General features: G+C 68.5%; 26 protein-coding genes. 8 read left to right on the top strand and 18 right to left on the bottom strand.

Annotated features, from left to right (window positions below; all coding sequences use genetic code 11):
- Positions 1-4 precede the first annotated feature (4 nt).
- Entirely contained in the window at positions 5-2,041 is a 2,037-nt protein-coding gene (locus OA56_RS10245) for a lytic transglycosylase domain-containing protein (protein ID WP_461585125.1), read from the bottom strand.
- A gap of 78 nt (positions 2,042-2,119) precedes the next feature.
- On the opposite strand from OA56_RS10245, the gene OA56_RS10240 reads away from it, so the two are divergent.
- Positions 2,120-2,707, top strand: a complete 588-nt coding sequence (locus tag OA56_RS10240) for a 5-formyltetrahydrofolate cyclo-ligase (protein ID WP_461585123.1) — start codon at positions 2,120-2,122, stop codon at positions 2,705-2,707.
- Here the strand turns inward: OA56_RS10240 and ilvA are convergent.
- The 13 genes from ilvA to OA56_RS10175 all read right to left on the bottom strand — a co-directional run bounded on the left by ilvA (position 2,680) and on the right by OA56_RS10175 (position 13,793).
- Positions 2,680-4,212, bottom strand: coding sequence for a threonine ammonia-lyase, biosynthetic (ilvA, locus tag OA56_RS10235; protein ID WP_055423899.1), 1,533 nt, complete (start codon positions 4,210-4,212; stop codon positions 2,680-2,682). The two genes, OA56_RS10240 and ilvA, sit on opposite strands and share 28 nt — an antisense overlap.
- A complete protein-coding gene (hprK, locus tag OA56_RS10230; protein WP_055423900.1) occupies positions 4,199-5,161 on the bottom strand; it encodes an HPr(Ser) kinase/phosphatase in 963 nt (320 codons plus the stop codon). Before hprK ends, ilvA begins: the two co-directional genes overlap by 14 nt.
- Positions 5,162-5,171: 10 nt before the next feature.
- Complete coding sequence (locus tag OA56_RS10225) at positions 5,172-5,618, bottom strand: PTS sugar transporter subunit IIA (RefSeq protein ID WP_055423901.1); 447 nt, start codon at positions 5,616-5,618, stop codon at positions 5,172-5,174.
- A gap of 48 nt (positions 5,619-5,666) precedes the next feature.
- A complete protein-coding gene (gene hpf, locus OA56_RS10220; protein ID WP_055423902.1) occupies positions 5,667-5,990 on the bottom strand; it encodes a ribosome hibernation-promoting factor, HPF/YfiA family in 324 nt (107 codons plus the stop codon).
- 21 nt (positions 5,991-6,011) lie between these two features.
- Positions 6,012-7,517: an RNA polymerase factor sigma-54 gene (locus OA56_RS10215; protein WP_461585120.1), complete on the bottom strand. Its 1,506-nt coding sequence runs from the start codon at positions 7,515-7,517 to the stop codon at positions 6,012-6,014.
- A 2-nt stretch (positions 7,518-7,519) separates the two neighbouring features.
- Positions 7,520-8,242 carry an LPS export ABC transporter ATP-binding protein gene (gene lptB / locus OA56_RS10210; RefSeq protein WP_055423904.1) on the bottom strand — a complete coding sequence of 241 codons (723 nt, stop codon included), beginning with the start codon at positions 8,240-8,242 and terminating at the stop codon, positions 7,520-7,522.
- Between the two features lie 7 nt (positions 8,243-8,249).
- Positions 8,250-8,726: a recombination regulator RecX gene (gene recX / locus OA56_RS10205; protein ID WP_055423926.1), complete on the bottom strand. Its 477-nt coding sequence runs from the start codon at positions 8,724-8,726 to the stop codon at positions 8,250-8,252.
- 14 nt (positions 8,727-8,740) lie between these two features.
- On the bottom strand, positions 8,741-9,808 hold the full coding sequence (gene recA / locus OA56_RS10200; RefSeq protein WP_055423905.1) for a recombinase RecA: 1,068 nt from the start codon (positions 9,806-9,808) through the stop codon (positions 8,741-8,743).
- 62 nt (positions 9,809-9,870) lie between these two features.
- Positions 9,871-10,374 carry a CinA family protein gene (locus OA56_RS10195; RefSeq protein ID WP_055423906.1) on the bottom strand — a complete coding sequence of 168 codons (504 nt, stop codon included), beginning with the start codon at positions 10,372-10,374 and terminating at the stop codon, positions 9,871-9,873.
- Entirely contained in the window at positions 10,371-10,874 is a 504-nt protein-coding gene (locus OA56_RS10190; RefSeq protein ID WP_055423907.1) for a phosphatidylglycerophosphatase A family protein, read from the bottom strand. The genes OA56_RS10195 and OA56_RS10190 overlap by 4 nt, the downstream gene beginning before the upstream one ends.
- Positions 10,871-11,875, bottom strand: coding sequence for a thiamine-phosphate kinase (thiL, locus tag OA56_RS10185; protein WP_461585115.1), 1,005 nt, complete (start codon positions 11,873-11,875; stop codon positions 10,871-10,873). Before thiL ends, OA56_RS10190 begins: the two co-directional genes overlap by 4 nt.
- Positions 11,872-12,879, bottom strand: a complete 1,008-nt coding sequence (gene cobD, locus OA56_RS10180) for a threonine-phosphate decarboxylase CobD (RefSeq protein ID WP_461585112.1) — start codon at positions 12,877-12,879, stop codon at positions 11,872-11,874. Before cobD ends, thiL begins: the two co-directional genes overlap by 4 nt.
- Positions 12,876-13,793: a CobD/CbiB family cobalamin biosynthesis protein gene (locus OA56_RS10175; protein WP_461585111.1), complete on the bottom strand. Its 918-nt coding sequence runs from the start codon at positions 13,791-13,793 to the stop codon at positions 12,876-12,878. Before OA56_RS10175 ends, cobD begins: the two co-directional genes overlap by 4 nt.
- A gap of 63 nt (positions 13,794-13,856) precedes the next feature.
- On the opposite strand from OA56_RS10175, the gene OA56_RS10170 reads away from it, so the two are divergent.
- The gene (locus OA56_RS10170; protein ID WP_461585108.1) at positions 13,857-15,302 is read left to right on the top strand and encodes a cobyric acid synthase; all 1,446 of its coding nucleotides are present in this window, start codon (positions 13,857-13,859) and stop codon (positions 15,300-15,302) included.
- Between the two features lie 64 nt (positions 15,303-15,366).
- Here the strand turns inward: OA56_RS10170 and OA56_RS10165 are convergent, their stop codons facing one another.
- The 4 genes from OA56_RS10165 to OA56_RS10150 all read right to left on the bottom strand — a co-directional run bounded on the left by OA56_RS10165 (position 15,367) and on the right by OA56_RS10150 (position 18,024).
- Positions 15,367-15,897 (bottom strand): FlgO family outer membrane protein, encoded by a 531-nt coding sequence (locus OA56_RS10165; RefSeq protein WP_055423912.1) that lies wholly within the window; start codon positions 15,895-15,897, stop codon positions 15,367-15,369.
- A 2-nt stretch (positions 15,898-15,899) separates the two neighbouring features.
- Positions 15,900-16,439 (bottom strand): hypothetical protein, encoded by a 540-nt coding sequence (locus OA56_RS10160; RefSeq protein WP_055423913.1) that lies wholly within the window; start codon positions 16,437-16,439, stop codon positions 15,900-15,902.
- An 88-nt stretch (positions 16,440-16,527) separates the two neighbouring features.
- Positions 16,528-17,331: an enoyl-CoA hydratase/isomerase family protein gene (locus tag OA56_RS10155; RefSeq protein WP_055423914.1), complete on the bottom strand. Its 804-nt coding sequence runs from the start codon at positions 17,329-17,331 to the stop codon at positions 16,528-16,530.
- A gap of 15 nt (positions 17,332-17,346) precedes the next feature.
- Positions 17,347-18,024: a GntR family transcriptional regulator gene (locus tag OA56_RS10150; protein WP_055423915.1), complete on the bottom strand. Its 678-nt coding sequence runs from the start codon at positions 18,022-18,024 to the stop codon at positions 17,347-17,349.
- A gap of 137 nt (positions 18,025-18,161) precedes the next feature.
- Here OA56_RS10150 and scpA point away from each other — a divergent pair, with 137 nt between their 5' ends.
- The 6 genes from scpA (at position 18,162) to OA56_RS10120 (ending at position 25,652) form a co-directional block, all read left to right on the top strand.
- On the top strand, positions 18,162-20,327 hold the full coding sequence (gene scpA / locus OA56_RS10145; protein ID WP_055423916.1) for a methylmalonyl-CoA mutase: 2,166 nt from the start codon (positions 18,162-18,164) through the stop codon (positions 20,325-20,327).
- Between the two features lie 3 nt (positions 20,328-20,330).
- Positions 20,331-21,362, top strand: coding sequence for a methylmalonyl Co-A mutase-associated GTPase MeaB (gene meaB / locus OA56_RS10140; RefSeq protein WP_206202264.1), 1,032 nt, complete (start codon positions 20,331-20,333; stop codon positions 21,360-21,362).
- Positions 21,363-21,371: 9 nt separating this feature from the next.
- Positions 21,372-22,904 carry an acyl-CoA carboxylase subunit beta gene (locus OA56_RS10135; protein WP_141056473.1) on the top strand — a complete coding sequence of 511 codons (1,533 nt, stop codon included), beginning with the start codon at positions 21,372-21,374 and terminating at the stop codon, positions 22,902-22,904.
- Between the two features lie 43 nt (positions 22,905-22,947).
- The gene (gene accC / locus OA56_RS10130; protein WP_461585106.1) at positions 22,948-24,945 is read left to right on the top strand and encodes an acetyl-CoA carboxylase biotin carboxylase subunit; all 1,998 of its coding nucleotides are present in this window, start codon (positions 22,948-22,950) and stop codon (positions 24,943-24,945) included.
- A 163-nt stretch (positions 24,946-25,108) separates the two neighbouring features.
- Positions 25,109-25,390, top strand: a complete 282-nt coding sequence (locus tag OA56_RS10125; protein WP_055423919.1) for a type II toxin-antitoxin system Phd/YefM family antitoxin — start codon at positions 25,109-25,111, stop codon at positions 25,388-25,390.
- Positions 25,374-25,652, top strand: coding sequence for a Txe/YoeB family addiction module toxin (locus tag OA56_RS10120; protein ID WP_055423920.1), 279 nt, complete (start codon positions 25,374-25,376; stop codon positions 25,650-25,652). Before OA56_RS10125 ends, OA56_RS10120 begins: the two co-directional genes overlap by 17 nt.
- Positions 25,653-25,709 lie beyond the last annotated feature (57 nt).

The raw sequence follows: 25,709 nt of genomic DNA, 5'->3' as shown, positions 1-25,709 counted from the left end.
AAGTTCATCCGTTGTCCAGCACCGGCGCCGGCGCGCCGGCGGCGTTGCCCAGTCCGGGCAGGGGCAGGAGGAATTCGGTGATGTCCTTGCCTCTACCCCCGTTCAGGATAGCCGAATAGACGACGGTGTTAGCGAGCACTTTCTTGATGTAGTCGCGCGTCTCGTCGATCGGCAGGTTTTCGATGTAGATCTCGGTCTCGAGCGCCTGCTGCGGCCGCAGCCGTCCCATGCGGCCGGGGCCGGCGTTGTAGGCGCCGGTGGCGAGCACGGGATGGCCGTCGAGCTGTTCGGTGACCATGCGCATGTAGGTGACGCCGAGCATCACGTTGGTGTCGGGGTCGCGCAGGCGGGCGACGTCGAAGCGCGGGATGCCGAGTTTGCCGGCGAGCCACTTGCCGGTGGCCGGCATGATCTGCATGAGGCCGAGCGCGCCGCTGCTCGAACGGGCGTCGGCGCGAAAGCGGCTTTCCTGGCGCATCAGGCCCCAGACCCAGGCGGGATCGATATTCTGCTCGGCGGCGTAGCGTTCGACGAGCTCGCGGTAGGCGAGCGGGTAGCGGGCGACGAGGAAGCCGTCGTCGTCGGTCCCTTCGGCGAGCCGGATGGCCAGATCGAGATGACCGGCATCCGAGAGGGCGAGCGCCGCGGCGCGCATCTGGGCAGCGGGGAGTTTGCGGCTCCAGGCGTCGATCTCGCGGTTGGCTTCGGTGAGCCAGTTGCGCTCGGCCAAGGCGAGGATGCGTACCAGCACGGGGTGGCGTTCGATGGCGAGCACCTCGCGCTGCGACGGCGGCGGGGATTGGGGCGGCAGGCGCCAGGGATGGCCGAGGGCGCGGGCGGCGAGCATGGCGTAGTAGTCATCGCCGCGCTCGAGCTTGCGGAAGATGGCTTCGGCGAGTTCGTCCTTGCCGAGCTGCTTGAGCGCGTAGCCTTGCCAGTAGCGCCATTCGTTGCGTTCGCGCTCGCCGGGCGGGAGCGCCTCGATGCGTTGCCAGACCTTGACCCAGTCCTGGGCGGCGAGCGCCGCGCGCACGGCCCAGCGCGCCGGTTCGATCCAGAGCGGCGAGAGGGTGATCTCGTCGGCCCAGGCGTTGGCCTGCGGCAGGCGTCGCTTGGCGGCGTAGAGCACGAGCGACCAGCGCACGATGTCGCGCGCTTCGGGTTCGAGGCGATCGCCCAGGGCGGTGAGCCGTTCGTGCGCGGTTTCGGGGTCTTCTTTTTCCAGGGCGATGAGGGCGGCGGCGAGCGCTGCGGGCGAGGCAGCGGGCTGGGCGAGGGCGGCAGCCGGGGTGCGGGTGGCGAGCTCGACGTCGCGCCATTCGTCGTCGCTCATGCCGGCGAGTTCGCGCCAGTCTTGCGCCGCACCAAGGCCGCTCTGGGCGAGCGAAGCGTAGAGACGCTGGCGTAGGGTCTGCCGGTCGAGCCGGCCCTGGAAGGCGGCCGTGGCGAAGAGCGGCAGGCATTCGGTGCCGGGGCGGGGGGTGGAGACCAGCAGGCGCAGCACGTCGTTGGTGGGCACGCCGGATTGGGGTCGATCCTGGATCCAGGCGAGCGTTCCCCAGCATTGGGCGTCGCGGTCGGGCTTGGCGAGGGCGCGATAGTGGCGCAGCGCCTCGCTCCAGCGTCCGTCGCGCACGGCGGCGCGCAGCAGCTCGCGGCGCAGGCGCTCGCCCAGGGCGTCATCGCCGTGGCGCGCGAGGAAGGCGTCGATCTCCTGCGGCAGCACCGTCTCGGTGGAGCGGCCGAGGCGCTGGGTGAGAGACCACAGCAGCACGTAGTCGCCCAGCGGCTGGTCGGCCACTTGGGGCAACAGCATCTGCAGGGTGGCGAGATCGCCGCGCGCATAGGCTTCGCGGGCGCGATCGAGCGCGTCGATGCTGCGCGCGGCCGCAGGCTTGGCAACGGGCTTGCCGGCCTTGGCTTGCACGGCCTTGGCGGCGGGTTTCGCCCGGTGGGCGTCGGCGGCGGACACGGTGGGCGTCGCCGGCAGCAGGGCGCAGGCGAGCAGGACGGTACGCAACAGGGGAAGCCGGAGGGGCATGGCGGATCGGGCAGTTGGCGGAGAAAGGCCGTTTCGTTTATTGTAACCCATTGTGTATCGGGCATCGGAGGAGGGGGGATGGATCGGGCGCAGATGCGGCAGTGGGCCCTGGCGCGGCGGGAGGCGATCGTGCCCGAGGTGCGCCGGGCTTGGGATGCGGCGATCTGGCAAGGGGTGAAGGAGATCCTTTCGACCTTGCCCGCGGCGCAACCGTGGATCGGGGGGTACTGGGCGGTGCGCGCGGAACCGGACGTGCTCACGCCCTTGGCGGCGTGGACGGCACGGCGTGGCATGGGGCTGGCTCTGCCGGCAGCGTTGCAAAAAGCGGTCCCGCTCGTGTTCCGGCCCTGGTCGCCCGGCGCCCCCATGACGCGCGACGTCTTCGGGTTGCCGGTACCGGCGGGCGAGGAGGCCGTGTGGCCGACGGTGTTGCTGGTGCCGCTCGTGGCGTTCGACGCAGCGGGCTATCGCATCGGCTACGGGGGCGGGTTCTACGACCGCACGCTTGCGGCCTACCGGGCAGCGGGGCGCCCGGTGACGGCGATCGGGGTGGGCTATGAATGCACGCGTCTGCCCGACACCCACCCCGGCGTGCACGACCTGCCGATGGACTGGATCGTGACCGAGGCGGGAGCGTTTCAGCCGGCGGCGAGGAAGAGGGCATAGGCGGGGTTGTTGGTTTCCTCGACGTATTCGTAGCCGAGTTTGGCGAGGAACTGGGCGAATTCCTCGTTTTCTTCCGGCGGGACCTGCATGCCTACGAGCACGCGGCCGAAGTCGGCGCCGTGGTTGCGGTAGTGGAAGAGGCTGATGTTCCAGTCCGAGCGCAGTTGGGCGAGGAAATTGGCGAGTGCCCCGGGCCGCTCGGGGAAGATGAAGCGCAAGAGCCGCTCGTTGCGCACCTGCGGGGCGCGTCCGCCGACCATGTAGCGGATGTGGGACTTGGCGAGTTCGTCGTCGGTGAGATCGATCGCCGGCAGACCTTCGGCTTGCAGCTGGGCGATGAGCTTGTCGACTTCGCGGCGGTCATGGATGGCCACGCCCACGAAGATGTGCGCTTCCTCGGGATCGGCATAGCGGTAGTTGAATTCGGTGACGTTGCGCTTGCCCAGGAGCGTGATGAAGCGGCGAAAGGCGCCGGGGCGTTCGGGAATGGTGACGGCGAGCACGGCTTCGCGCTGCTCGCCGACTTCGGCGCGTTCGGCCACGAAGCGCAGGCGCTCGAAGTTCATGTTGGCCCCGGAGGCGATGGCCACCAGCGTCTTGTCCTTGAGCCCCGCTTTCTGGGCGTAGGCCTTGAGTCCGGCGAGCGCCTGCGCGCCGGCCGGCTCCAGAATGGCGCGGGTGTCTTCGAAGACGTCCTTGATGGCGGCGCAGATCTCGTCGTTGCTCACCACGATCATGTCGTCGACGTGGCGCTGGCACAGGCGGAAGGTCTCGTCGCCCACGCGCTTGACGGCGGTGCCGTCGGCAAAGAGCCCGACCTGTTCGAGCTCGACCGGTTCGCCCCGGGCGAGCGACTGGGTCATGGCGTCCGACCCTTCGGCTTCGACGCCGATGATGCGGATCTCGGGGCGCAGGCGCTTGAGATAGACGGCGATGCCGGCGATGAGCCCCCCGCCGCCCACGGCGCAGAAGACGGCGTCGATCGGCTTGGGATGCTGGCGCAGGAGCTCCATGGCGATGGTGCCCTGCCCGGCGATGACGTCGGGGTCGTCGAAGGGGTGGATGAAGACGAGCTCTTCTTCTTCTTCGAGGGTGCGGGCGTAGGCGTAGGCATCCGAGAAGGATTCGCCGTAGAGCACGACTTCGGCGCCGCGGCTGCGCACCGCCTCGATCTTGATGAGGGGGGTGGTGGTGGGCATGACGATGATGGCGCGCGCGCCGAGCTTCTTGGCGGCGAGCGCCACGCCCTGGGCGTGGTTGCCGGCCGAGGCGCAGATGACGCCGCGCGCGAGCGCTTCCGGCGGGAGCTTGGCGATCTTGTTGTAGGCGCCGCGCAGCTTGAAGCTGAAGACGGGCTGCAGATCCTCGCGCTTGATGAGCACGCGGTTGCCGATGCGCCGCGAGAGGATGGGCGCGGGATCGAGGGGGGTTTCGACGGCGACGTCGTAGACTTGGGCGGTGAGGATGCGTTCGAGATAGTCGCAGGGGGATTCAGGGGTTTGCATGAGGGTCGGCTTCGGTTGAGCTCTGCTGTGCCAGCAGGGCGTTGTGGCGGTCGATGAATTCGCGGGTGGAGTCGATGCCGCGCAGGCGCAGGATGGTGGCGCGCACGGCGGCTTCGAGCAGCACGGCGAGATTGCGCCCGGCGGCCACCGGCAGCGTGGCCTTGGGGATGGGCACGCCGAGGATCTCTTCGGTGACCTGCTCCATCTCCAGGCGTGGCGGCGGGGGTTCGCCCGGCAGCAGCCGGCGCAGGTGGACGATGAGGCGAAGCCGCATGCGCCGGCGCAGGGCGGTTTCGCCGAAAATGGTGCGGATGTCGAGCAAGCCCAGGCCGCGCACTTCGAGGTAATTCTGCAGCAGCGGCGGACAGCGGCCTTCGAGCACGGTGGGGCTGATGCGGGCGAATTCGACCATGTCGTCGGCCACCAGCCCGTGTCCGCGGGAGATGAGTTCGAGCGCGAGTTCCGATTTGCCGGTGCCGGGGTCCCCGGTGATGAAGACACCAAGGCCGAGCACGTCCATGAGCACGCCGTGGCGCATCTCCCGTTCGGCGAGCACGCGCGAGAGGTGGTGGCGCAGGCGGTCGATGACTTCGGCCGAGGGACGGTCGGTGGTGAAGAGCGCCACGTCGTGCGCGCGGCACAGGGCTTCGAGGATGGGCGGGGGGGTGCAGCCGTCGGCGACGATGAGCGCCGGGGGCTTGGCGGCGAAGATTTCGCTCAGGTGATGCGCGATGCGTTTCTGCCCCAGGCGGCGGGCCCAGGCCATTTCGGCGGCGCCGACGATCTGCACCCGGCCGGGGTGGATGAGGTTGAGATGACCGACGAGATCGGCCGGCCACAGACGCTCGTCGAGCACGGCGAGCTTGCGCTCGAGCGAGCCGGCAAGGTGGTGGAGATGAAGCTCGGGGGCGATCGCCTCGATGACGGCGCGAAGCGTGGTCTCTCTCATCGCGCAGGGGTCAGCCGCCGGTCAGCAGATTCAGGGCGGATTCCGGGTCGGGAGCGCTCAGGAGTGCCTGGCGCACGTCCGGGTCGCTGAAGCGTTCGGCGAGTTCGGAGAGAATCTGCAGGTGCTCTTCGGTGGCTTGCTCGGGCACGAGGAGCACGAACATGAGCCGCACGGGGCGGCCGTCGCTGGCGTCGAAGGCCACGGGTTCGGTCAGCCGCACGAAAGCGCTGCGGGGGGATGCCAGCCCCTTGAGGCGGCCGTGGGGGATGGCTACGCCCTCTCCGATGCCGGTGGAGCCGAGCCGCTCGCGCTCGGCGAGCGCTGCTTGGACTTTGGCCGGATCCAGCCCGTCGCGCGCAAAGAGCCGGGCGGCGGCTTCCAGCGCCTGGGCTTTGTTTGCGGCGGGGAGGTCGAGGGCGATGTGCTCGACGTCGAGAATGGAGGCGATGCGGTTCATGGCCGGGTCGATGGCGCCGGGGCGGCGCGAAGGCCGCCCCGCGGGCGCTCACTCGCCTTGAGCGGCCGGAGCGGCCGGCTGGTGGTGGTCGGTGACGATTTCCTTGTGCTTGCGCACCTGGCGGTCGAGCTTGTCGACCATGAAGTCGATGGCGGCGTAGAGATCGGCCGGGTCGGTGGCTTCGGCGAAGAAGTCCTTGCCCTTGACGTGTACGGTGACTTCGGCCTTGTGGGTGTTGCGCTCGACGCGCAGGATGACCTGCGCCGAGGTGGCGTGGTCGAAGTGCCGCAGCACGCGCTCCACTTTTTCTTCGACATAGCTTTGCAGCGCGGGGGTGACTTCGACGTGATGGCCGGTGATGGTGAGGTTCATCGCACACTCCTGTGGTGGTGATTACAAGGCTTTGCGCCGGTTTGCCGGCGGGATTTGCAGCTGCTCGCGGTATTTTGCCACGGTTCGCCGGGCAATGGGGATGCCCTCGGCCGCAAGGAGCTCGGCGAGGCGGGCATCCGACAGGGGTTTCTTGTGGTCTTCGCGCTCGATCAGCTCGCGCAGCCTGGCCCGAATGGCGGTGGCCGAGGCGATCTCGCCGTCTTCTCCGGCGATGCCGCTGCCGAAGAAATGGCGGAATTCGAAGACGCCGCGCGGACATTGCAGGTATTTTCCCTGCGTGACGCGGGAGATGGTGGATTCGTGCAGGCCAAGCGCTTCGGCGAGCGTGCGCAGCGTGAGTGGCTTCATCGCCGCTTCGCCGTGTGCGAAGAAGTCTTGCTGGCGCTCGACGATTTCCTGGGCGACGCGCAGGATGGTGCGGCCGCGCTGTTCGAGCTGACGGATGAGGTTCTTCGCTTCGGCGAGCCGCTCGCGCAGGGCTTCGGTGCCCTCGCGCCGCTCGCCGAGGATCTGGGCGTAGCGCTGGTTGAGGGTGAGCCGGGGGGCTACGGCAGGGTTGAGTTCGGCCTGCCAGCGGCCGTCGCGCCGGCGCACGATCACGTCGGGGATGACGTAGGCGGGAGGCTCGCCGCCGATGCGGCTACCGGGGTGCGGGTCGAGGGCAGCGATGAGGGCGAGCGCTTCGCGCAGCAGCGCGTCGTCGCAGCCGTAGCGGCGCTTGATCGCGGCGTAGTCCTTGCGGGCGAGCAGCTCGAGCGCTTCGCTCGCGAGCCGTTCGGCCAGGCGCCGCGCCGGTGTGTCGGGGCGTTCGCGCAGTTGCAGCCGCAGGCATTCGCCGAGGTCGCGCGCGCCGACGCCGGGAGGATCGAAGCTTTGGATGAGCTTGAGGGCGATCTCGAGGTCTTCGCGCCCGACTTCGAGTTCGGGCGGGATGCTGGCGAGCAGTTCGTCGAGATCCTCGTGCAGGTAGCCGTCGTCGTCGAGCGCTTCGATCATGAAGGCGACGAGCGCCCGGTCGCGTTCGGCGAGCGGCGTGAGCGCGGCCTGCTCGTGCAGGTAGTGGTGCAGGTCGGTGGTGGCGGCGTGCCATTCGGTGAAATCGGGCGCATCCTCGTCGTCGTGCGCGGGGCGGGCATCCTGCCACAGGAGCCCGTCGTCGAAGGATTCAGCATCGTTGGTGCCCGATGGCTCTTCGGGCGCGGTTTGGGGGGCGTCGTCGGCGTTGCTGCGCTCTTCGCTGGGCAATTCCGCGCTAGGACGTTCGAGCAGCTGGGCCTGCCAGTCGTCGACTTCATCGCCTGAGTCAGCTGCGACGGCAAGCGTTTCTTCGGGGGATTCTTCGTCGGTCTCGGCCACTTCGAGGAGGGGGTTCGTCTGCAGGGCTTCTTCGATGGTCTGCTGCAGTTCGACGGCCGACAGCGTCAGGAGCTTGAGTGCCTGCGCCATCTGCGGCGAGAGGGCGAGCGTGGTGCTGGCACGAAGGTGCAGACGGGGCTCGAGGCTCATGGCTACAGCCGGAAGTGTTCGCCGAGATAGACTCGGCGCACGTGCGGGTCGTCGATGATCTCTTCGGGGCGACCGGAGGCGATCACCCGGCCGTCGGCGAGGATGGAGGCGCGGTTGCAGATGCCGAGCGTTTCGCGCACGTTGTGGTCGGTGATGAGCACGCTGATGCCGCGTTCCTGCAGGAAGCGCACGATGCGCTGGATCTCGATCACGGCGATGGGATCGACGCCGGCGAAGGGCTCGTCGAGCAGGATGATCTTGGGGTCGGTGGCGAGCGCCCGGGCGATTTCGAGCCGGCGCCGTTCGCCGCCGGAGAGCGACACCGAGGGCTGGTCGGCCAGGTGCGCGATGCCGAGTTCGGCAAGCAGCCCGTCTTCTTTCTGCCGGATGTCGTCTTTCGGCAGCCCGCGCAGTTCGAGCACGGCGCGCACGTTTTCCCGCACCGACAGGCGGCGGAAGATGCTCGCTTCCTGTGGCAGGTAGGAGAGCCCGTGCCGGGCGCGGCGGTGGATGGGTTCGTGGGTGACGTCCTGGCCGTCGAGCTCGATCTTGCCGTCGTCGGCGCGCACCAGCCCGACGATCATGTAGAAACAGGTGGTCTTGCCGGCGCCGTTGGGGCCGAGCAGTCCCACGATCTCGCCGGCTTCGACGGTGAGATCGACCGAGGCGACGACGGTGCGTTTGCCGTAGGTTTTGCGTAGGCGTTCGACGTGCAGCAGCGACATGGGGGACTCAGGGTTCGGTGTCGGGAAAGGGTTCGGCGAGTGCTTCGGGCGGGTCGCGCAGCAGACGGGTGACGATGGAGGGGGAGAATCCGCGGCCGGCGAGGAAGCGCGCCTGCCGGGCCCATTCCTTGGCGTCGGCGGGCGGTGTGCCGAAGCGCTTGCGCCACAGGGCGGCGGCGCGCTCGACTTCGCTCGATTCGGCCTCCAGCGCGTCGAGGACTTCATCGATGAGGGCATCGTCCAGCCCGCGCTCGCGCAGCCGCATCTCGAGGAGGTGCCGGCCGCTGCGTTCGGCCCGGGCGGCGACGAAGGCGCGGGCACAGCGCTCGTCCGACAGGAGCCCCGTGCGCTCGAGGCGGCTGAGCGTTTCTTCGATTTCCTCGGGCGTGCCGTGGGGAGCGAGCTTGTGCGCGAGCTCGGCGCGGCTGTGCTCGCGGCGCGCCAGCAGCCGCAGCGCCCTTTGCCACACGCTCGGCCCGCTCATCGGCATGTCGGGGCTTATTCGGCCGCCGGAGCGGCGAGGGCGGCTTCGCTGGGGGCCGGGCCGGGCGCGGCGGAGGCGATCTCGGGCAGCGGCGGCAGCCCCACCTTGGCACGGATCTGGTTCTCGATGCGCCGCGCGAGCTCGGGGCGCTGACGCAGGAATTCGCGCGCGTTGTCCTTGCCCTGACCGATCTTTTCGCCCTCGTAGGCGTACCAAGAACCGGATTTGTCGATGAGCTTGTGCTCCACGCCCAGGTCGATGATCTCGCCCTCGCGCGAGATGCCCTCGCCGTAGAGAATGTCGAAGAGAGCCTCGCGGAAGGGCGGCGCGACCTTGTTCTTGACCACCTTGACGCGGGTCTCGGAACCGACGACCTCGTCGCCTTTCTTGATCGTGCCGGTCTTGCGGATGTCCAGGCGCACCGAGGAATAGAACTTGAGCGCGTTGCCGCCGGTGGTGGTTTCGGGGTTGCCGAACATCACGCCGATCTTCATGCGGATCTGGTTGATGAAGATGACGAGCGTGTTGGTCTTGCTGATGCTGGCGGTGAGTTTTCTCAGCGCCTGGCTCATGAGCCGGGCCTGCAGGCCGGGGAGCGAGTCGCCCATCTCGCCTTCGATCTCGGCTTTCGGCGTGAGCGCGGCCACCGAGTCGATTACCACGATGTCGACCCCGCCCGAGCGCACCAGCATGTCGGCGATCTCGAGCGCCTGCTCGCCGGTATCGGGCTGCGACACGAGGAGATCGTCGATATCGACGCCCAATTTCTTCGCATACTGCACGTCGAGCGCGTGCTCGGCGTCGATGAAGGCGGCCACGCCGCCGAGTTTCTGCATCTCGGCGATGACGTGCAGCGTGAGGGTGGTCTTGCCCGAGGATTCGGGGCCGTAGATCTCCACCACCCGGCCGCGCGGCAGCCCGCCGATGCCCAGCGCGATGTCCAGCCCCAGCGAGCCGGTGGAGACGGTCTGGATGTCGCGCTCCACCTGCGCGTCGCCCATGCGCATCACCGAGCCCTTGCCGAACTGCTTGTCGATCTGCGCGAGTGCGGCCTGCAGCGCCTTGAGTTTGTTGTCGTCCATCGAAAAATTCCTTGTGACTGGCGATTACAAAAGGATTTCGACCGATTATGGCACAGGATGGTTCATGGGCGGCACAGGGCGAGTACCCCGGCAAGCGCCGTGCGCACGGCCTGGGCGCGCACGGCGATGCGATCGCCGGCGAAGTGGCGCCGCTCGCTGCGCACCTGCGGCCGGTCTCGCTTCCAGGCCCAGCCGAAACAGACGGTGCCCACAGGTTTTTCCGGCGTGCCGCCGTCGGGCCCGGCGATGCCGGTAATGGACAAGGCCACCTCGGCGCGGCTGTGCGAGAGTGCGCCGAGCGCCATCTCGCGGGCCACGGCCTGCGACACGGCTCCATGGCGCTCGAGGGTGAGAGGAGCGACGCCGAGCAGCTCGATCTTGGCGGCATTGGAGTAGGTGACGAAGCCGCGTTCGAACCAGCCAGAGCTGCCGGCGATGGCCGTGATCGCCTCGGCGACGGCCCCGCCGGTGCAGGATTCGGCGGTGGCGAGCATCCAGCCGCGCGCGGCGAGCCGCGCGCCGACTTCACGGGCGAGACGCCCCAAGGGGTCTTCGGGCCGGATCATGCGCGCCCTCCCAGGAAATGCACCGCCACGGCGAGCACGAGCAGCACGTAGCCGGCGGCGGCCAGATCGTCGATCATGATGCCCAAGCCGCCGCGAAACCGCCGCTCCAGCGTGGCGATGGGTTCGGGTTTGGCGATGTCGAACAGGCGAAAGAGCGCCACGCCCGCCGCCTGCCAGGCAAGCCCCGGCGGGCAGAAGAAGAGCACCAGCCAGACGGCGAGCATCTCGTCCCAGACCACGGCGCCGGGATCGCCGCTGCCCAGCGCCTTGGCCGTGCGCTCGCAGGCGAGGATGCCGGCAAGGAAGAAAGAGACGAGCAACAGCAGGAAGACGCCCTCGGAGACGGGGGAGCGCAGCAGCGGATAGAGCGCCCAGGCCAGGAGCGACCCGACCGTGCCCGGCGCCCAGGGGGAGAGCCCGGAGCCGAAGCCGAGCGCGATGAAGTGCGCCGGGTGTGCGAGGAGGAAGGCGGCGGTGGGTCGTGTGCGCTCGGCGGTCATGGGTATTCCTTGCATGCGCAAAAATGATCATAGCCCAAAACCTCGGGCAGGGTGCGCCGGCCGTCGGGCTCGATGAGCACCATGGGATGTGCCGTGGCGGGCACGAGCCGCCCGATGCGGGAAAGCGGCAGGCCGAGTTCCCTGCCGAGAAGGAGGGTTTGGTCGCGAGATTCCGGCGCGGCCGTAAAGAGGAGTTCGTAGTCGTCGCCACCGGAGAGCAGGGCGGCCCGCGCCCGCTCGGGCGGCGCGCCGCCGGCGACGAGGGGGTCGAGGGGCAGTCTGGCCACCTCGATCTCGGCGGTGAGGAAGGGCGGTGCCGAGCGCTCGAGGAGGTGGCGCAAGTCGCCCAGCAGCCCGTCCGAGACATCGAGCATCGCGTGCGCGAGGCCCCGCAGGCGGCAGCCCAAGGCAAGGCGCGGCTCGGGGCGATCGAGCGCGGCGATCCACTCCCGTGCTCCGGGCAGCGTCGAAGGAAGCGCTCCGAGCCGCACGGCGAGCCCCAGCGCGGCGCGTCCCGGTTGCCCGCTCACCCAGAGGTCGTCGCCCGCACGCGCGCCGCTGCGCAAGATCGCCTCGCCCGCCGGCACCCGCCCCAGCGCCGTGATCGTGAGCGCACGGGGGCCGCGGGTGGTGTCCCCGCCGACGAGGCGGGCGCCGTGCCGCCGGGCGCAGGCAAAGAGCCCGCAGGCGAAGGCCGTGAGCCAGGGTTCATCGGCTTCGGGCAGAGTGAGGGCGAGGAGGAAGCCGGTGGGGACGGCGCCCATGGCCGCCAGATCGGAGAGGTTCACCGCCAGCGCTTTCCAGCCGAGCGCTTCCGGATCGGTTCCGGCCAGGAAGTGCCGTCCCTCGACCAGCGTGTCGCAGGTGATCGCCGTCTCCCAGCCGTTTTCCTCGGCAAGCAGCGCCGCGTCGTCGCCGATACCCAGCCGCAGCCAGGACGGCGGGGGTTCGTGCGCGGCGGGATCGGCGAAGAATCGTTCGATCAGGGCGAATTCGTTCATCGTCGTGATTCCGTCTCAGCGATCGCATCGAGGAGCGCCGCCCGCAGCTGGGCGGTTTGCGCGTCGTCGGCGGGCAGCCCGAAGCGCAGCCCCGGCGGATCGTCGAAGCGGCGCACCAGGAGGGCGCGGCGCTCGAGCGCCGCGGCGAGCGCGGACGCCCGCGGCGTCTCGACCCAGGCAAAGAGGGAGGTGCGGCCGCTCACCCTGAGACCGGCTTCTTCCAGCATCGTCGCCAAGGCAAGCGAGGCGGCGGCAAGGCGGATGCGCTGCCGTTCCTGCCAGGCGGAATCGGCGAGCGCGAGCCGGGCTGCCCAGCGTGCCGGATGGCTCACCGCCCACGGGTCGAGCAAGGCGGCGAGCCGCTCGCGCAGCGGCTTGGCGGCGAAGACGAGGCCGAAGCGCACGCCCGCGAGCCCCCAGAATTTGCCCAGCGAACGCAATACGACGAGACCGGGTTCCCCGGTTTCGGCCACGAGGCTGCCGGCTTCGCCGGGATCGAGGAAGGCTTCGTCCACGATCAGCCAGCCCCCGCGCGCGGCGAGCCGCTGATGCCATGCGTGCAGGTTTTGGGCGGGAAAGCGCGCGCCGGTGGGGTTGTTGGGATGCACGAGCACCAGCGCGTCGACTTCGTCGAGCCGCGCCGCGATCGCGTCGGCGCAAGGGGCGCAGCGCACGAGATGGTGCGCGCGCCAGGCATGGGCGTGCTCGCCGTAGCTGGGATGCGGCACGAGCACGCGGCGCACCTCGGGCAAGAGGGACGGCAGACGGGAAATGGCCGCTTGGGTGCCGGGCACCGCCAGGGCGGGGCGGCCGAAGGCGGCGCGTATCACTTCGTCGAGCCCGTCGTCTTCTTCCGGCAGACGGCGCCAGACTTCCTCGGGAACCGCGGGCAGGGGATAGGACCAGGGACTGATGCCGGTGGAGAGATCGAGCCAGGCGTCGAGGGGGATGCCCCGGCGGCGCGCCGCCTCGCGCAGGCGACCGCCGTGCGCCGGCCGGCTCATCGTCCGCCTCCCGCCAGCGTGAGGAGCGCGAGCAGCAGCAGCCAGCCCCAGACGGCCCGTTCGACGAGCTCCATGGCGGCGGCCACGGTGGCCGCAGTCGGTGCAGGGCCTTCGCCGAGCAGGGGGCGTTCGTGCCGCGTGCCGCCATAGCAGGCTTCTCCGCCCAGGGTGACGCCGAGCGCCCCGGCACCGCTTGCCATCACCGGGCCGGCGTTGGGGCTGTCCCACTGCGGGGCCTGCCGGCGCCAGCACTGCAGAGCCGCCGCCGTGCGTCCGCCCAGGGCATAGAGGAGCGCCGTGACCCGGGCGCTCGGCCAGCCGAGCCCATCGTCGATGCGAGCGGCGCACTTGCCGAAGCGCTCGTAGCGCGGCGTGCGATAGCCCCACATCGCATCCAGCGTGTTGGCCAGGCGATGCAGCACCACGCCGGGCGCGCCCAGAAGCGCGAACCACACCAGCGGCGCGAGCACCGCGTCGTGGCCGTTCTCCAGCGCCGATTCCGTGGCCGCGCGGGCCACGTCTTCGCCCGTCATCGCCGCCGTGTCCCGGCTCACGAGGAAGGCCACCCGCGCCCGGGCGGTGGCGAGATCGCCGGCGGCGAGCGTGTCCCGTACCGGCTCGAGGTGCTCGCGCAGGCTGCGCGCCCCCACGGCGAGCGCAAGGCAGCCGACGGCGAGCGCGTCTTCGACGAAGGGATGCACCCGTCCCAGGACGGCGACCAGTCCCACCCAGGGCAGTACTGCCAGCGCCCAGGCGATCATCCCCGCGCCGATGCCTTCGCCGATGTGCCGGCGCACGAGGCGCTCGAGGGCAGCGGCCCAGCGGCCGAAACCGACGAGCGGGTGCCAGCGCGGCGGCTCGCCGAAGAGGCGATCGAGTGCGAGTGCGAACACGGTGGCCAGGAGAAGGGACATGACGGCGGGAAAGGGGCGAAGTCGCCCATTATAATCGGGCGCTTTCCGGCCGCGGAGGCGAACATGGCGCAGGCGTTGATGATCCAGGGGACTACGTCGGATGCCGGCAAGAGCACGCTGGTGGCGGGGCTGTGCCGCCTGCTCGCGCGCGCCGGGGTACGTGTGGCGCCGTTCAAGCCGCAGAACATGGCCAACAACGCCGCGGTCACGGCCGATGGGGGCGAGATCGGCCGCGCCCAGGCGCTGCAGGCGTTTGCCGCCGGACTCGAACCGCGGGTGGATTTCAACCCCGTGCTGCTCAAGCCCACCACGGACATCGGCGCCCAGGTCGTGATCCACGGGCGGGCGGTGCATACCCTGTCGGCACGGGATTATCACGCCTACAAGCCGGTGGCGCTGCAGGCGGTGCTCGAATCCTGGGCGCGCCTGCAGCAGGAGTTCGACTGGATCCTGGTCGAGGGGGCGGGCAGTCCGGCGGAGGTGAATCTGCGCGCGCGCGACATCGCCAACATGGGCTTTGCCGAGGCGGTCGACATCCCCGTGGCGCTGGTGGCCGACATCGACCGCGGCGGCGTCTTCGCCCAGATCGTCGGTACGCTCGAATGCCTCTCGCCAAGCGAACGTGCGCGCGTGCGCGGCTTCGTCATCAACCGCTTCCGCGGCGACGTCTCGCTCCTCACTCCGGGCCTGCGCTGGCTGGAGGAGCGTACCGGCAAACCGGTCTTCGGCGTGCTGCCGCATCTAGGCAACCTCGCGCTGGAGGCCGAGGACGGCCTCGCGCCGGTGGAGCGCACCGCAGGCGCGCGGCTGCGGGTGACGGCGATCGCCTGGCCGCGCGTGAGCAATCACACCGATCTCGACGCCTGGCGCCAGCACCCCGAGGTCGAATTCCATTGGTGGCACGGCGGTCACTGGCCGGGCGCGGATCTCGTGGTGCTGCCGGGTTCCAAGGCGGTGCAGGCGGATCTCGCTTGGTTCGAATCCCAAGGCGGCCCGGCGCTGCTACGCCGGCATCTGCGCTACGGCGGCAAACTCGTCGGTCTGTGCGGAGGATTCCAGATGCTGGGCGAGTGGCTCGACGATCCCTTGGGGCTGGAAGGCGCGCCGAGTGGCCGGCCCGGCTTGGGGTTGCTTCCTTTGCGCACGCGGCTGGAGTCCCAGAAAGTGCTGCGTCGTTGCCGCGGGCGGCTCGCTGCCGAGCTGGGCGGGGCCGAGGCCGAAGGCTACGAGATTCACCTCGGCGTGAGCGAAGGGCCGGCACTCGCGTGCCCCGCCGTGATCGGCGAGGACGGCGTGCTCGATGGCGCGATCTCCGAAGACGGGCAGATCCTCGGCACCTACTGGCACGGACTCTTCGATTCGGCAGCGGCGTTTGCGGCGCTCTCGCGCTGGGCCGGGGCGGCGCTTGTCAGCGAAGGCGCGGCGCAGCGGCGCGAAGCGGCGATCGAACGGCTCGCTGCGGCGATCGAGGCGCACTGCGACTGGCGGCGGATGCTGTGGTTGTCCTGATCGTCCTGGAGTGGACATGAAAACGCCGCCCGCAGGCGGCGCCTTCGGCTCCGTGTGCGCTTTTTCAGCGCAAGAGGCTCTTCACGTTGTTGTCCATCGGAACGATGGTGTCCTTGGCCGCGAGCACCTGGCCGGTGGCCGGGTCGATCGCCTTGGCGCTCAGATAGACGGCTTCCTTGGCCGGGGAATAGGTGCCGGCCACGACGATGCGGGCGTCGTGTTCGCGGGCGATCTGATCGACTTCGCGCGAGAGCATCAGCTCGCCCGTGTCGCGCTTGACGAAGACGGCCGTGCGCAGCTTGAGCTCGGTGACGACGAAGCCGCGCTGCACGAAGCGGTTGGCGACCTGTTCGGTGAGCGTGCGCCCCAGGGTGGTGGAGCGATCGAGCGCATCGACGTCGACGAAGGTGGCGAAGAGCACGGGACCGGCGCGCAGCTCGGGCGGCAGCTGGTCGATGAGCGCATCGGCCGTTTCATAGGCCTTGTTGACGACCATGGAAGGGTCGGCCTTGGGCGGGGGCGGGAGCGTCTCGGTGGCGCAGGCCGACAGGGCGAGGGCGCTGGCCAGCATCAGGGGGGAAAGGATGCGCCGCATGGTCAGTCTCCTTTCACCGTCAGCCGGGCGGGATCGTACAGGGGCGGGGTCGCCTTGGCGTAGAGCTCGGGGCTGGTGATGTAGTAGACGTCGGAGATGCGGGCGAGATAGCGGTCACCGCGCCGTGCCGAGGCCGTGACCATCGCCTCGACTTCGGGGGCGGTGGCGAGCTTGGCGTAGCGGCTGTCGAGGTCGATCTCGATGTCGGCCGGCCCGTCCTGCGCCACGTTCCAGCCACGGCCGACGAGGTAGCTCACGAAGGCTTCGCGGAAGGCGGCGTCGAAGGTGGAGGCATTGGCGGCCGGGTGCACGTAGAGGACGTCGCACAGGGCGGCTTGCGGCGTACAGCTGTTGTCGCGGATCATCATGACGCTCAGCCGCTCGGCAAGGCTCGCGGCCACCGTTTGCCACTGCCGTACCGCCTGGATCTTCTGCTGCGGTTCCTGGGCGAAATCGGTGGGAAGCGGTGCGCCGGGGTTGGTGCAGCCGCCGAGCAGGACGGCGCCCAGCGCAGCGGCAAGGGGCAGGGGGGCGAAGCGCATGGTTGCTATCTCCTGAGGATGCCAAGGGCGATTCCATGATCTTAGCGTGAAGCGAATGCGAACGCAATCAATGCCCCCGAGAATGCCTTCATTTTTCATCCTGGCCGTGGCGTGCGAAACACGGGGCCCGTTTTTCGAGGAAAGCGGCGAGCCCTTCGCGGTAGTCGGGGTCGTCGAGGAAGTCCAGCCCGGCGCGTTTCTCTTCTTCCGACAAGGGCGTGCGCAGGCGCAGGCGAGCGAGCCAGCGCTTGTGCATGCGCGCCACGCGCGGGGCCCCGGCGACGATGCGCCGCGCCACCGCGAGCGCCTCTTCGAGCGCATGGCCATCCTCGACGCGGTGATGCAGCACGCCTAGCCCCCACAGGCGTTCGGCATCGAGCACGGCCCCTTCGAGCAGCATCTGCGCGAGCAGCCCTTCGGGCAGACGCTCGCGCAGCAGGGCGAGCTCACCGGGATACATCCAGAAACCGAGCCGGGCGATGGGCGCACCGAAGCGGGCGCTGCGTCCGGCCACGCGCAGATCGCACATCGCCGCGATCTCCAGCCCGCCGCCGATACAGGGGCCTTCGATCGCTGCGATCACCGGCAGCGGGCAGTCGGCGATGGCGCGCAGCGCCCGTCCAACCTTGCCTTCGTGGTAATCCAGCGCGGAGGCGAGGTCGGCGCGCACGCGGGGGAATTCCTCCAGGTCGCCGCCGGCGGCGAAGGCATCGCCCGCGCCGGTGAGGATCACGCTGCGCCAGGGAAGCCCCTCGGCGGCGAGTTCCGTGAACAGGTCGCCCAGCGCCCGCCACAGGGCCGCATCGATCGCGTTGCGCTTGCCGGGATTTTCCAGGGTGACGACGAGGCAGGACGCCTCGGGATGGGGCTGGGTATGAAGCGTGCCGCTCATGGAAATTCCTCGCATTCAAGAAAAAGGATTGGCCACGGCGTCGTGCTGCACGTGCGCGATCGCCTCGCGCCCCGAGCGCAGATGCGCGCGCATGTACCGCTCGGCCGCCGCGGCCTCGCCGCCGAGCAGGGCCGCGAGCAGCTCGCGGTGCTCCTGCAGGCTGTGCTCCAGCCGCCCTTCGTCGTAGAGCGAATGGTGGCGGCTCAGCCGAATCTTCTGGCGCAGATCCTGGATCGTGGCCGAGAGGAAGGGGTTGGCGGCAAGGCGCAAAACTTCTGCATGGAAAGCTTGGTTCGCCTCGAAGAAAGCGTCGATCGCCCCGGCGCGCGCCGCTTCCTCCAGGCGTTCGTGCAGCTGCCGCAGCTGCCGGGCCGATGCCTCGTCCAGGCGCTCGGCGGCCCGGCGCGCGGCGTGCCCCTCGAGCACGGCGAGCACGTCGAAGATCGCATCCAGCTCTTCGCCGGAGATCTGGCTGACGAAGGCGCCGCGCCGCGGGATCAAGGTCACCAGCCCTTCGGCGGCGAGCACCTTCAGGGCCTCGCGCAGGGGGGTACGCGAGATGCCGTATTCGGCCGCCAGGCGCAGCTCGTCGATCGGCCGCCCCGGCGGCAGCTCGTGGGCGAAGATGCGCTGGCGCAGCCGTTCGGCCACTTCCTGATAGAGCGCCTGGGGCGCGATGCGTTGCGGAGTCATCGCTGCGGCTCCGGGTCTTCCATAATTATGGATTACATATTATATTTGCCGTTTCCGGTTTCCGCGCCGCCTGCCGATCGGTGCCGCGTTTCGACGGCGCGGATGTCACGCCTCCATCGTCGTCGAGGGATGTCTCCATGTCCGACTCCGCACCCGTCTACCCCAAACCCGATCTCGAAGCCTGGAAAAAAGCCGCGGCCAAGCAGGCGCCCGACGGCGACCTGAGCCGGCTCGACTGGCACACCCCCGAAGGCATCGTCGTGCATCCGCTCTACGTGCGCGCCGACCTCGACCGTCTGCCGCACGCCGACACGCTGCCCGGGTTCGAGCCCTTCATCCGCGGGCCGCAGCCGACGATGTACACGGTCAAACCCTGGACCATCCGCCAGTACGCGGGCTTTTCCACCGCCGAGGAATCGAATGCCTTCTACAAGAAGACGCTCGCCGGCGGCGGGCAGGGCATTTCGGTGGCCTTCGATCTGGCCACGCACCGCGGCTACGATTCCGACAATCCGCGGGTGATCGGCGACGTCGGCAAGGCGGGCGTGGCGATCGACTCGGTCGAGGACATGAAGATCCTCTTCGACGGCATCCCGCTCGACAAGGTCTCGGTGTCGATGACCATGAACGGAGCGGTGCTGCCGGTGCTCGCCGGCTACGTCGTGGCCGCCGAGGAGCAGGGGGTGCGGCAGGATCAGCTCTCGGGCACAATCCAGAACGACATCCTCAAAGAATTCATGGTGCGCAACACCTATATCTACCCGCCCGAGCCGTCGATGCGCATCGTCGCCGACATCATCGCCTACACGGCCGAGCACATGCCCAAGTTCAACTCCATCTCGATCTCGGGCTACCACATCCAGGAGGCGGGGGCCACGCAGGCGCTCGAGCTCGCCTTCACCCTGGCCGACGGCATGGAATACGTGCGCACCGCCATGAAGCGCGGCCTGGACATCGACAAGTTCGCCGGGCGGCTGTCGTTCTTCTTCGCCATTGGCATGAACTTCTACCTCGAGATCGCCAAGCTGCGCGCGGCGCGCTACCTGTGGTGGCGCATCATGAAGGAGTTTGGCGCCAAGAATCCGCGCTCGATGATGCTGCGCACCCACTGCCAGACCTCCGGCTGGTCGCTCACCGCCCAGGATCCCTACAACAACATCATCCGCACCACGATCGAGGCCATGGCTGCGGTCTTCGGCGGCACGCAGTCGCTGCATACCAACGCCCTCGATGAGGCGATCGCGCTGCCCACCGAGTTCTCGGCCCGCATTGCCCGCAACACGCAGCTCATCTTGCAGGAAGAGACGCACATCGCCAACGTCATCGACCCCTGGGCCGGCTCCTACATGATGGAGACGCTCACGCAGGAGATGATCGACAAGGCCTGGTCCCTCATCGAGGAAGTCGAGGCGATGGGCGGTATGACCAAGGCGGTCGAATCCGGCTGGGCGAAGCTGAAGATCGAGGAGTGCGCCGCCGAGAAACAGGCGCGCATCGACGCCGGGCTCGACGTGATCGTGGGCGTGAACAAGTACCGTCTGGAGAAGGAAGATCACCCCATCGAGGTGCTGGAGATCGACAACCGCGCCGTACGCGAGAAGCAGATCGAACGGCTGAAGAAGCTGCGCGCCGAGCGTGACCCCGTGCGCGTGCAGCAGGCGCTGGAGGCGCTCACCCGCTGTGCCCAGACCGGCGAGGGGAATCTGCTCGCACTCGCGATCGAGGCGGTGCGCGCCCGCGCCACCGTGGGAGAAGTGTCCGATGCCCTGGAGAAAGTCTGGGGCCGCTATCAGGCCAACCCGCAGACGGTGACCGGTGTCTACGGCGCGGTCGTGGAGGGGCGCGAGGAGTGGCGTATGCTCAAGGACGAGATCGAGCGTTTCATCGAGGAAGAAGGGCGTCGCCCGCGCATCATGATCGCCAAGCTCGGCCAGGACGGGCACGACCGCGGCGCCAAGGTGGTCGCCTCCGCCTTCGCCGACCTGGGGTTCGACATCGACATCGGTCCCATGTTCCAGACGCCCGAAGAGGCGGCGCGCCACGCGGTGGAAAACGACGTGCACGCCGTAGGGGTGTCGACGCTGGCCGCCGGCCACAAGACCCTGGTGCCGGCGCTCATCGACGAGCTCAAGCGCCTGGGGGCCGAGGACATCATCGTCTTCGTCGGTGGGGTGATCCCGGCGCAGGATTACGATTTCCTCTACGCCGCCGGCGCCAAGGGCATTTTCGGACCGGGCACGCCCATTCCCGAGGCGGCGCGCCAGGTGCTCGCGGCGATCCGCGCCGCCCGCGGCCGAGGGTGAGCCGTGTCGCAGCAGGAAGCGGTGCCGGCGGGTTTTGACGGGCAGTCCGTACTCGGCGAGGAGGATCGCGCCCTCGTCGAAGGGGTGCTCGCGCATGCGCTGCGGCCGCTCGCCAAGGCGATCACCCTCATCGAATCGAGCCGGCCCGATCATCAGCGCCGGGCCGAGGCCGTGCTGCAGGCGCTGCTGCCGCACACGGGTAGGGCGCTGCGCCTGGGTATCTCCGGCGTGCCGGGGGTGGGCAAGTCCACCTTCATCGAGGCGCTGGGCCTGTACCTCGTCGAGCGCGGGCATCGGGTCGCCGTACTCGCCGTCGACCCCTCTTCCAGCGTCTCGGGCGGCTCCATTCTCGGGGACAAGACGCGCATGGAGCGCCTGAGCCGCGATCCGCGCGCCTTCATCCGTCCCAGCCCCTCGGCGGGAAGCCTCGGGGGCGTGGCCGAGAAGACGCGCGAGACGATGCTGGTGTGCGAGGCGGCGGGGTTCGACGTCGTCATCGTCGAGACCGTGGGGGTGGGGCAGTCGGAGACGGCGGTGGCCAACATGACCGACATGTTCGTCCTGCTGCAGCTGCCCAACGCCGGTGACGACCTGCAGGGCATCAAGAAGGGGATCATGGAGCTCGCCGACCTCATCGTCATCAACAAGGCCGACGCCGACCCGGCCGCGGCCATGCGGGCCAAGGCCCAGCTCGAGACGGCGCTGCACATGCTGCGCCCGCCGCACCCCGACTGGCGCGTGCCGGTGCTGCTCGTCTCGGCGCTCAAGGGCGAGGGGCTCGATCGCTTCTGGGAGACGGTGCTCGCCTTTCGCGACACGATGCAGAAAAACGGCGCACTTGCCGAAAAACGCCGCCATCAGGCGCTCGCCTGGATGTGGGAACGGATCGACGCCGAACTCAAGCGCCGCTTCCGCCAGCACCCCGCCGTGCGCACGATGCTGCCGGCGATCGAACGGGACGTGGAGAGCGGGCGGCTCGCGCCGGTGGTCGCGGCGCGGCGCCTGCTCGATGCGAGCCAGACCATCAGTCAGTGAGGATAAACCATGCAGGACATCATCCGTCGGTTGGAAGAGCAACGCGCCCGGGCCCGCCTGGGCGGCGGGCAGCGGCGCATCGACGCCCAGCACGCCAAGGGCAAGCTCACCGCGCGCGAGCGCATCGAGGTGCTGCTCGACGAGGGCAGTTTCGAAGAGTGGGACATGTTCAAGGAGCACCGCTGCACCGATTTCGGGATGGAGAAGGAGCACATCCCCGGTGACGGGGTGGTGACGGGCTACGGCACCATCAACGGCCGGCTCGTCTTCGTCTTCAGCCAGGACTTCACCGTCTTCGGCGGGTCGCTGTCGGAAGCGCACGCCGAGAAGATCTGCAAGATCATGGACCAGGCGATGAAGGTCGGCGCGCCGGTGATCGGCCTGAACGACTCGGGCGGGGCGCGCATCCAGGAAGGGGTGGCGTCCCTGGGCGGCTACGCCGACGTCTTCCAGAGGAACGTGCTCGCCTCCGGCGTGATCCCGCAGATCTCCATGATCATGGGGCCGTGCGCGGGCGGCGCGGTCTATTCGCCGGCCATGACCGACTTCATCTTCATGGTGAAGGATACCTCCTACATGTTCGTCACCGGCCCGGACGTGGTGAAGACCGTCACGCACGAAGAGGTCACGGCCGAGGAGCTCGGCGGGGCCGTCACCCACACCACGCGCTCGGGCGTGGCCGATGCGGCTTTCGAGAACGACATCGAAGCATTGCTGCAGCTGCGCCGCTTCTTCGACTTCCTGCCGCTCAACAACCGCGAGAAGCCGCCGGTGCGCCCCACCAGCGACACGGCCGAGCGCATGGAACCCTCGCTCGACACCCTCGTGCCCGACAACCCCAACCAGCCCTACGACATCAAGGAGCTCATCCTCAAGGTGGTCGACGAGGGCGACTTCTTCGAGGTCCAGCCCGACTACGCCAAGAACATCGTCGTCGGCTTCGGGCGCATGGAAGGGCGCACCGTGGGCTTCGTGGCCAACCAGCCCATGGTGCTCGCCGGCTGCCTCGACATCAAGTCCTCGATCAAGGCGGCGCGCTTCGTGCGCTTCTGCGACGCCTTCAACATCCCCATCGTCACCTTCGTCGACGTGCCCGGCTTCTTGCCCGGCACGGCCCAGGAATACGGCGGCATCATCAAGCACGGCGCCAAACTCCTCTACGCCTATGCCGAGGCTACGGTGCCCAAGATCACCGTCATCACCCGCAAGGCCTACGGCGGGGCCTACGACGTGATGGCCTCCAAGCACCTGCGCGGCGACGTCAACTTCGCCTGGCCCACCGCCGAGATCGCCGTCATGGGGCCGAAGGGGGCGGTCGAGATCATCTTCCGCGACGAGAAGAACGACCCCGAGAAGATCGCCGCGCGCGAGGCGGAGTACCGCGAGAAGTTCGCCAACCCCTTCGTGGCGGCGCGGCGCGGCTACATCGACGACGTCATCATGCCGCACGCCACGCGCAAGCGCATCTGCCGCTCGCTGGCGATGCTCGAGGACAAGAAGCTCGAAAACCCCTGGCGCAAGCACGGCAACATCCCGCTGTGAGGCGGCACGCCAACGGTTCATCGCAATGAGGGAAAACACCACCATGTTCAAAAAGATTCTGATCGCCAACCGGGGCGAGATCGCCTGCCGGGTGATCAAGACCGCGCGCAAGATGGGGATCGCCACCGTGGCGGTCTATTCCGAGGCCGACCGCCGTGCGCTGCACGTGCAGCTCGCCGACGAGGCGGTGTGCATCGGCCCCGCGCCTTCCAAGGAATCCTACCTGGCGATGGACAAAATCATCGCCGCCTGTAAGCAGACCGGCGCCGAGGCGGTGCACCCCGGCTACGGCTTTCTCTCGGAGAACGAAGAGTTCGCCCGCCGGCTCGAGGAAGAGGGCATCGTCTTCATCGGTCCCAAGGCCGACGCCATCGCCGCCATGGGCGACAAGATCGCCTCGAAGAAGCTCGCCATGCAGGCGGGCGTCAATACCATCCCCGGCTACAACGAGCCGATCGAATCGGCCGAGGAGGCGGTGCGCATCGCCCGCGACATCGGCTATCCGGTGATGATCAAGGCTTCGGCCGGCGGCGGGGGCAAGGGGCTGCGCGTGGCCTACGACGACGCCCAGTGCCGCGAAGGGTTCGAATCCTGCCGCAACGAGGCGCGCAACGCCTTCGGCGACGATCGCGTCTTCATCGAGAAGTTCGTCGAAGAGCCGCGCCACATCGAGATCCAGGTCTTCGGCGACGCCTACGGCAACTATGTCTATCTCTTCGAGCGCGAATGCTCGGTGCAGCGCCGCCACCAGAAAGTGGTGGAAGAGGCGCCCAGCCCCTTCATCGACCCGGACACCCGCCGCGCCATGGGCGAGCAGGCGGTGGCGCTGGCGCGCGCGGTGCAGTACCAGTCCGCCGGCACGGTGGAATTCGTCGTCGGCAAGGACAAGTCCTTCTACTTCCTCGAGATGAACACGCGGCTGCAGGTCGAGCACCCGGTCACCGAGATGATCACCGGGCTCGATCTGGTCGAGTGGATGATCCGCATCGCCGCCGGCGAGAAACTGCCGCTGTCGCAATCCGAGCTGCGCATCGACGGCTGGGCGATGGAATGCCGCATCAACGCCGAGGATCCTTTCCGCGGCTTCCTGCCCTCCACCGGGCGCCTGGTGAAGTTCCGTCCGCCGGCCGAAGTGCCGGGCCAGGTGCGCGTCGACACCGGCGTCTATGAGGGCGGCGAGATCTCGATGTACTACGACTCGATGATCGCCAAGCTCATCGTACACGGGCGCGACCGGCTGGAGGCGATCGGGCGGATGCAGGAGGCGCTCGATGCCTTCGTCATTCGCGGCATCCACTCCAACATCCCCTTCCAGGCGGCGCTCATGCAGCATCCGCGCTTCCGCGAGGGGCGGCTCACCACCGGCTTCATCGCCGAGGAATTCCCCCACGGCTTCACGCCGGAGATGGTGCCGCACGAAGACCCGCTGATGCTGCGCCTCATCCTGGCGGCGGTCGAGCACAAGTGGCGGCTGCGCAACGCCCGACTCTCCGGCCAGATGAACGGACATCGCTACGCGCCCTCGCCCAACTACCGGGTGATCGATGCCCAAGGCGCCACGCCGGCTACGGTCGAGTCGCTCTCGGACTCCCGCTTCGTGGTGCGCTCGGGCGAGCGGGTGCTGCAGATCGACTTCGATCCGCGCTGGCGCCTGGGCGAGATCGTGCTGCAGGTGCGCATCGGCGATGCGCCGATGACGGTGCAGCTCGAACGCGAGGGCATCCTCTACGTGCTGCGCCACCACGGCGCCGAGCTGCGTGCCCGCGTGCTGCCGGAGCATATCGCCGCCCTGTGGCCGCTGATGCCGCTCAAGTCGCCGCCCGACATGTCCAAGTTCCTCCTCTCGCCCATGCCGGGGCTGCTGCGCGAGGTCTCGGTCACCGAAGGGCAGGAGGTGAAGGCGGGCGAGAAACTCGCCGTGATCGAGGCGATGAAGATGGAGAACATCCTGCGCGCCGAGCAGGACGGCAAGGTGAAGAAGATCGTCGCCAAGCCGGGCGCGAGCCTGGCGGTGGACGAGGTGATCCTCGAATTCGAGTGAGCTTCCTCCCTCGCGAGGGTGAAGAAAAGCCGGCCTCTGGGGGTCGGCTTTTTTTCTTTCCAAAATCAGCGTGTGACAGCAGTGAGTGGGAACTGACGGAAGAAGGGGTTCCTTTGTCATGTCATAGTTGTACAATATATATGTCCAACTAACGGAGATCGTCATGACCATCGAAACCACCTACAGCCAGGCCCGCAAGCAACTCAAGACTCTGATGGATCGTGCGGTCGATGACCGTGAAGTCGTCGTGGTGCGTCGCCGCTCGGGGGGGGCCGTTGCAATGATTGCCGCCGATGAACTACAAAGCCTGATGGAGACAGCGCATCTGCTGCGCTCGCCAAAGAATGCGGAACGTCTGTTGACTGCCCTGGCCCGTGCTCGGGCCGGTGAGGTCGCACCCACTGCGGTCGATGCCCTCGAGAAACTCTATGGCATCGAAGGCTGAGCTCAAGCGCGTCGCGGTGTTTCATCCCGAGTTCTTGGAGGACTTGAGCTACTGGGTGGAAACAGAACGCCGCACTGCCAAGCGCCTCCTGGAGCTGGTCAAGGCCGTCCTGCGAGATCCATTCAAGGGCATTGGCAATCCCGAACCATTGAAGTATCTGGGCCCGGATGTCTGGTCACGCCGGATCACGCAGGAACACCGTTGCGTCTATCTGGTGAAAGCGGATCGGATCGAGTTTTTGCAAGGCCGCTACCACTACTAGCCAAGCTGTCGGAGCGGTTGTGTCGGAAAGGTTGTGTACCATCCTTTCTGTAAATTC

The sequence above is a fragment of the Tepidiphilus sp. HLB4 genome (assembly GCF_054823945.1).
The sequence above is the reverse complement of the archived record's forward strand: the minus strand, read 5'-3'. Positions and strand labels throughout refer to the sequence as shown.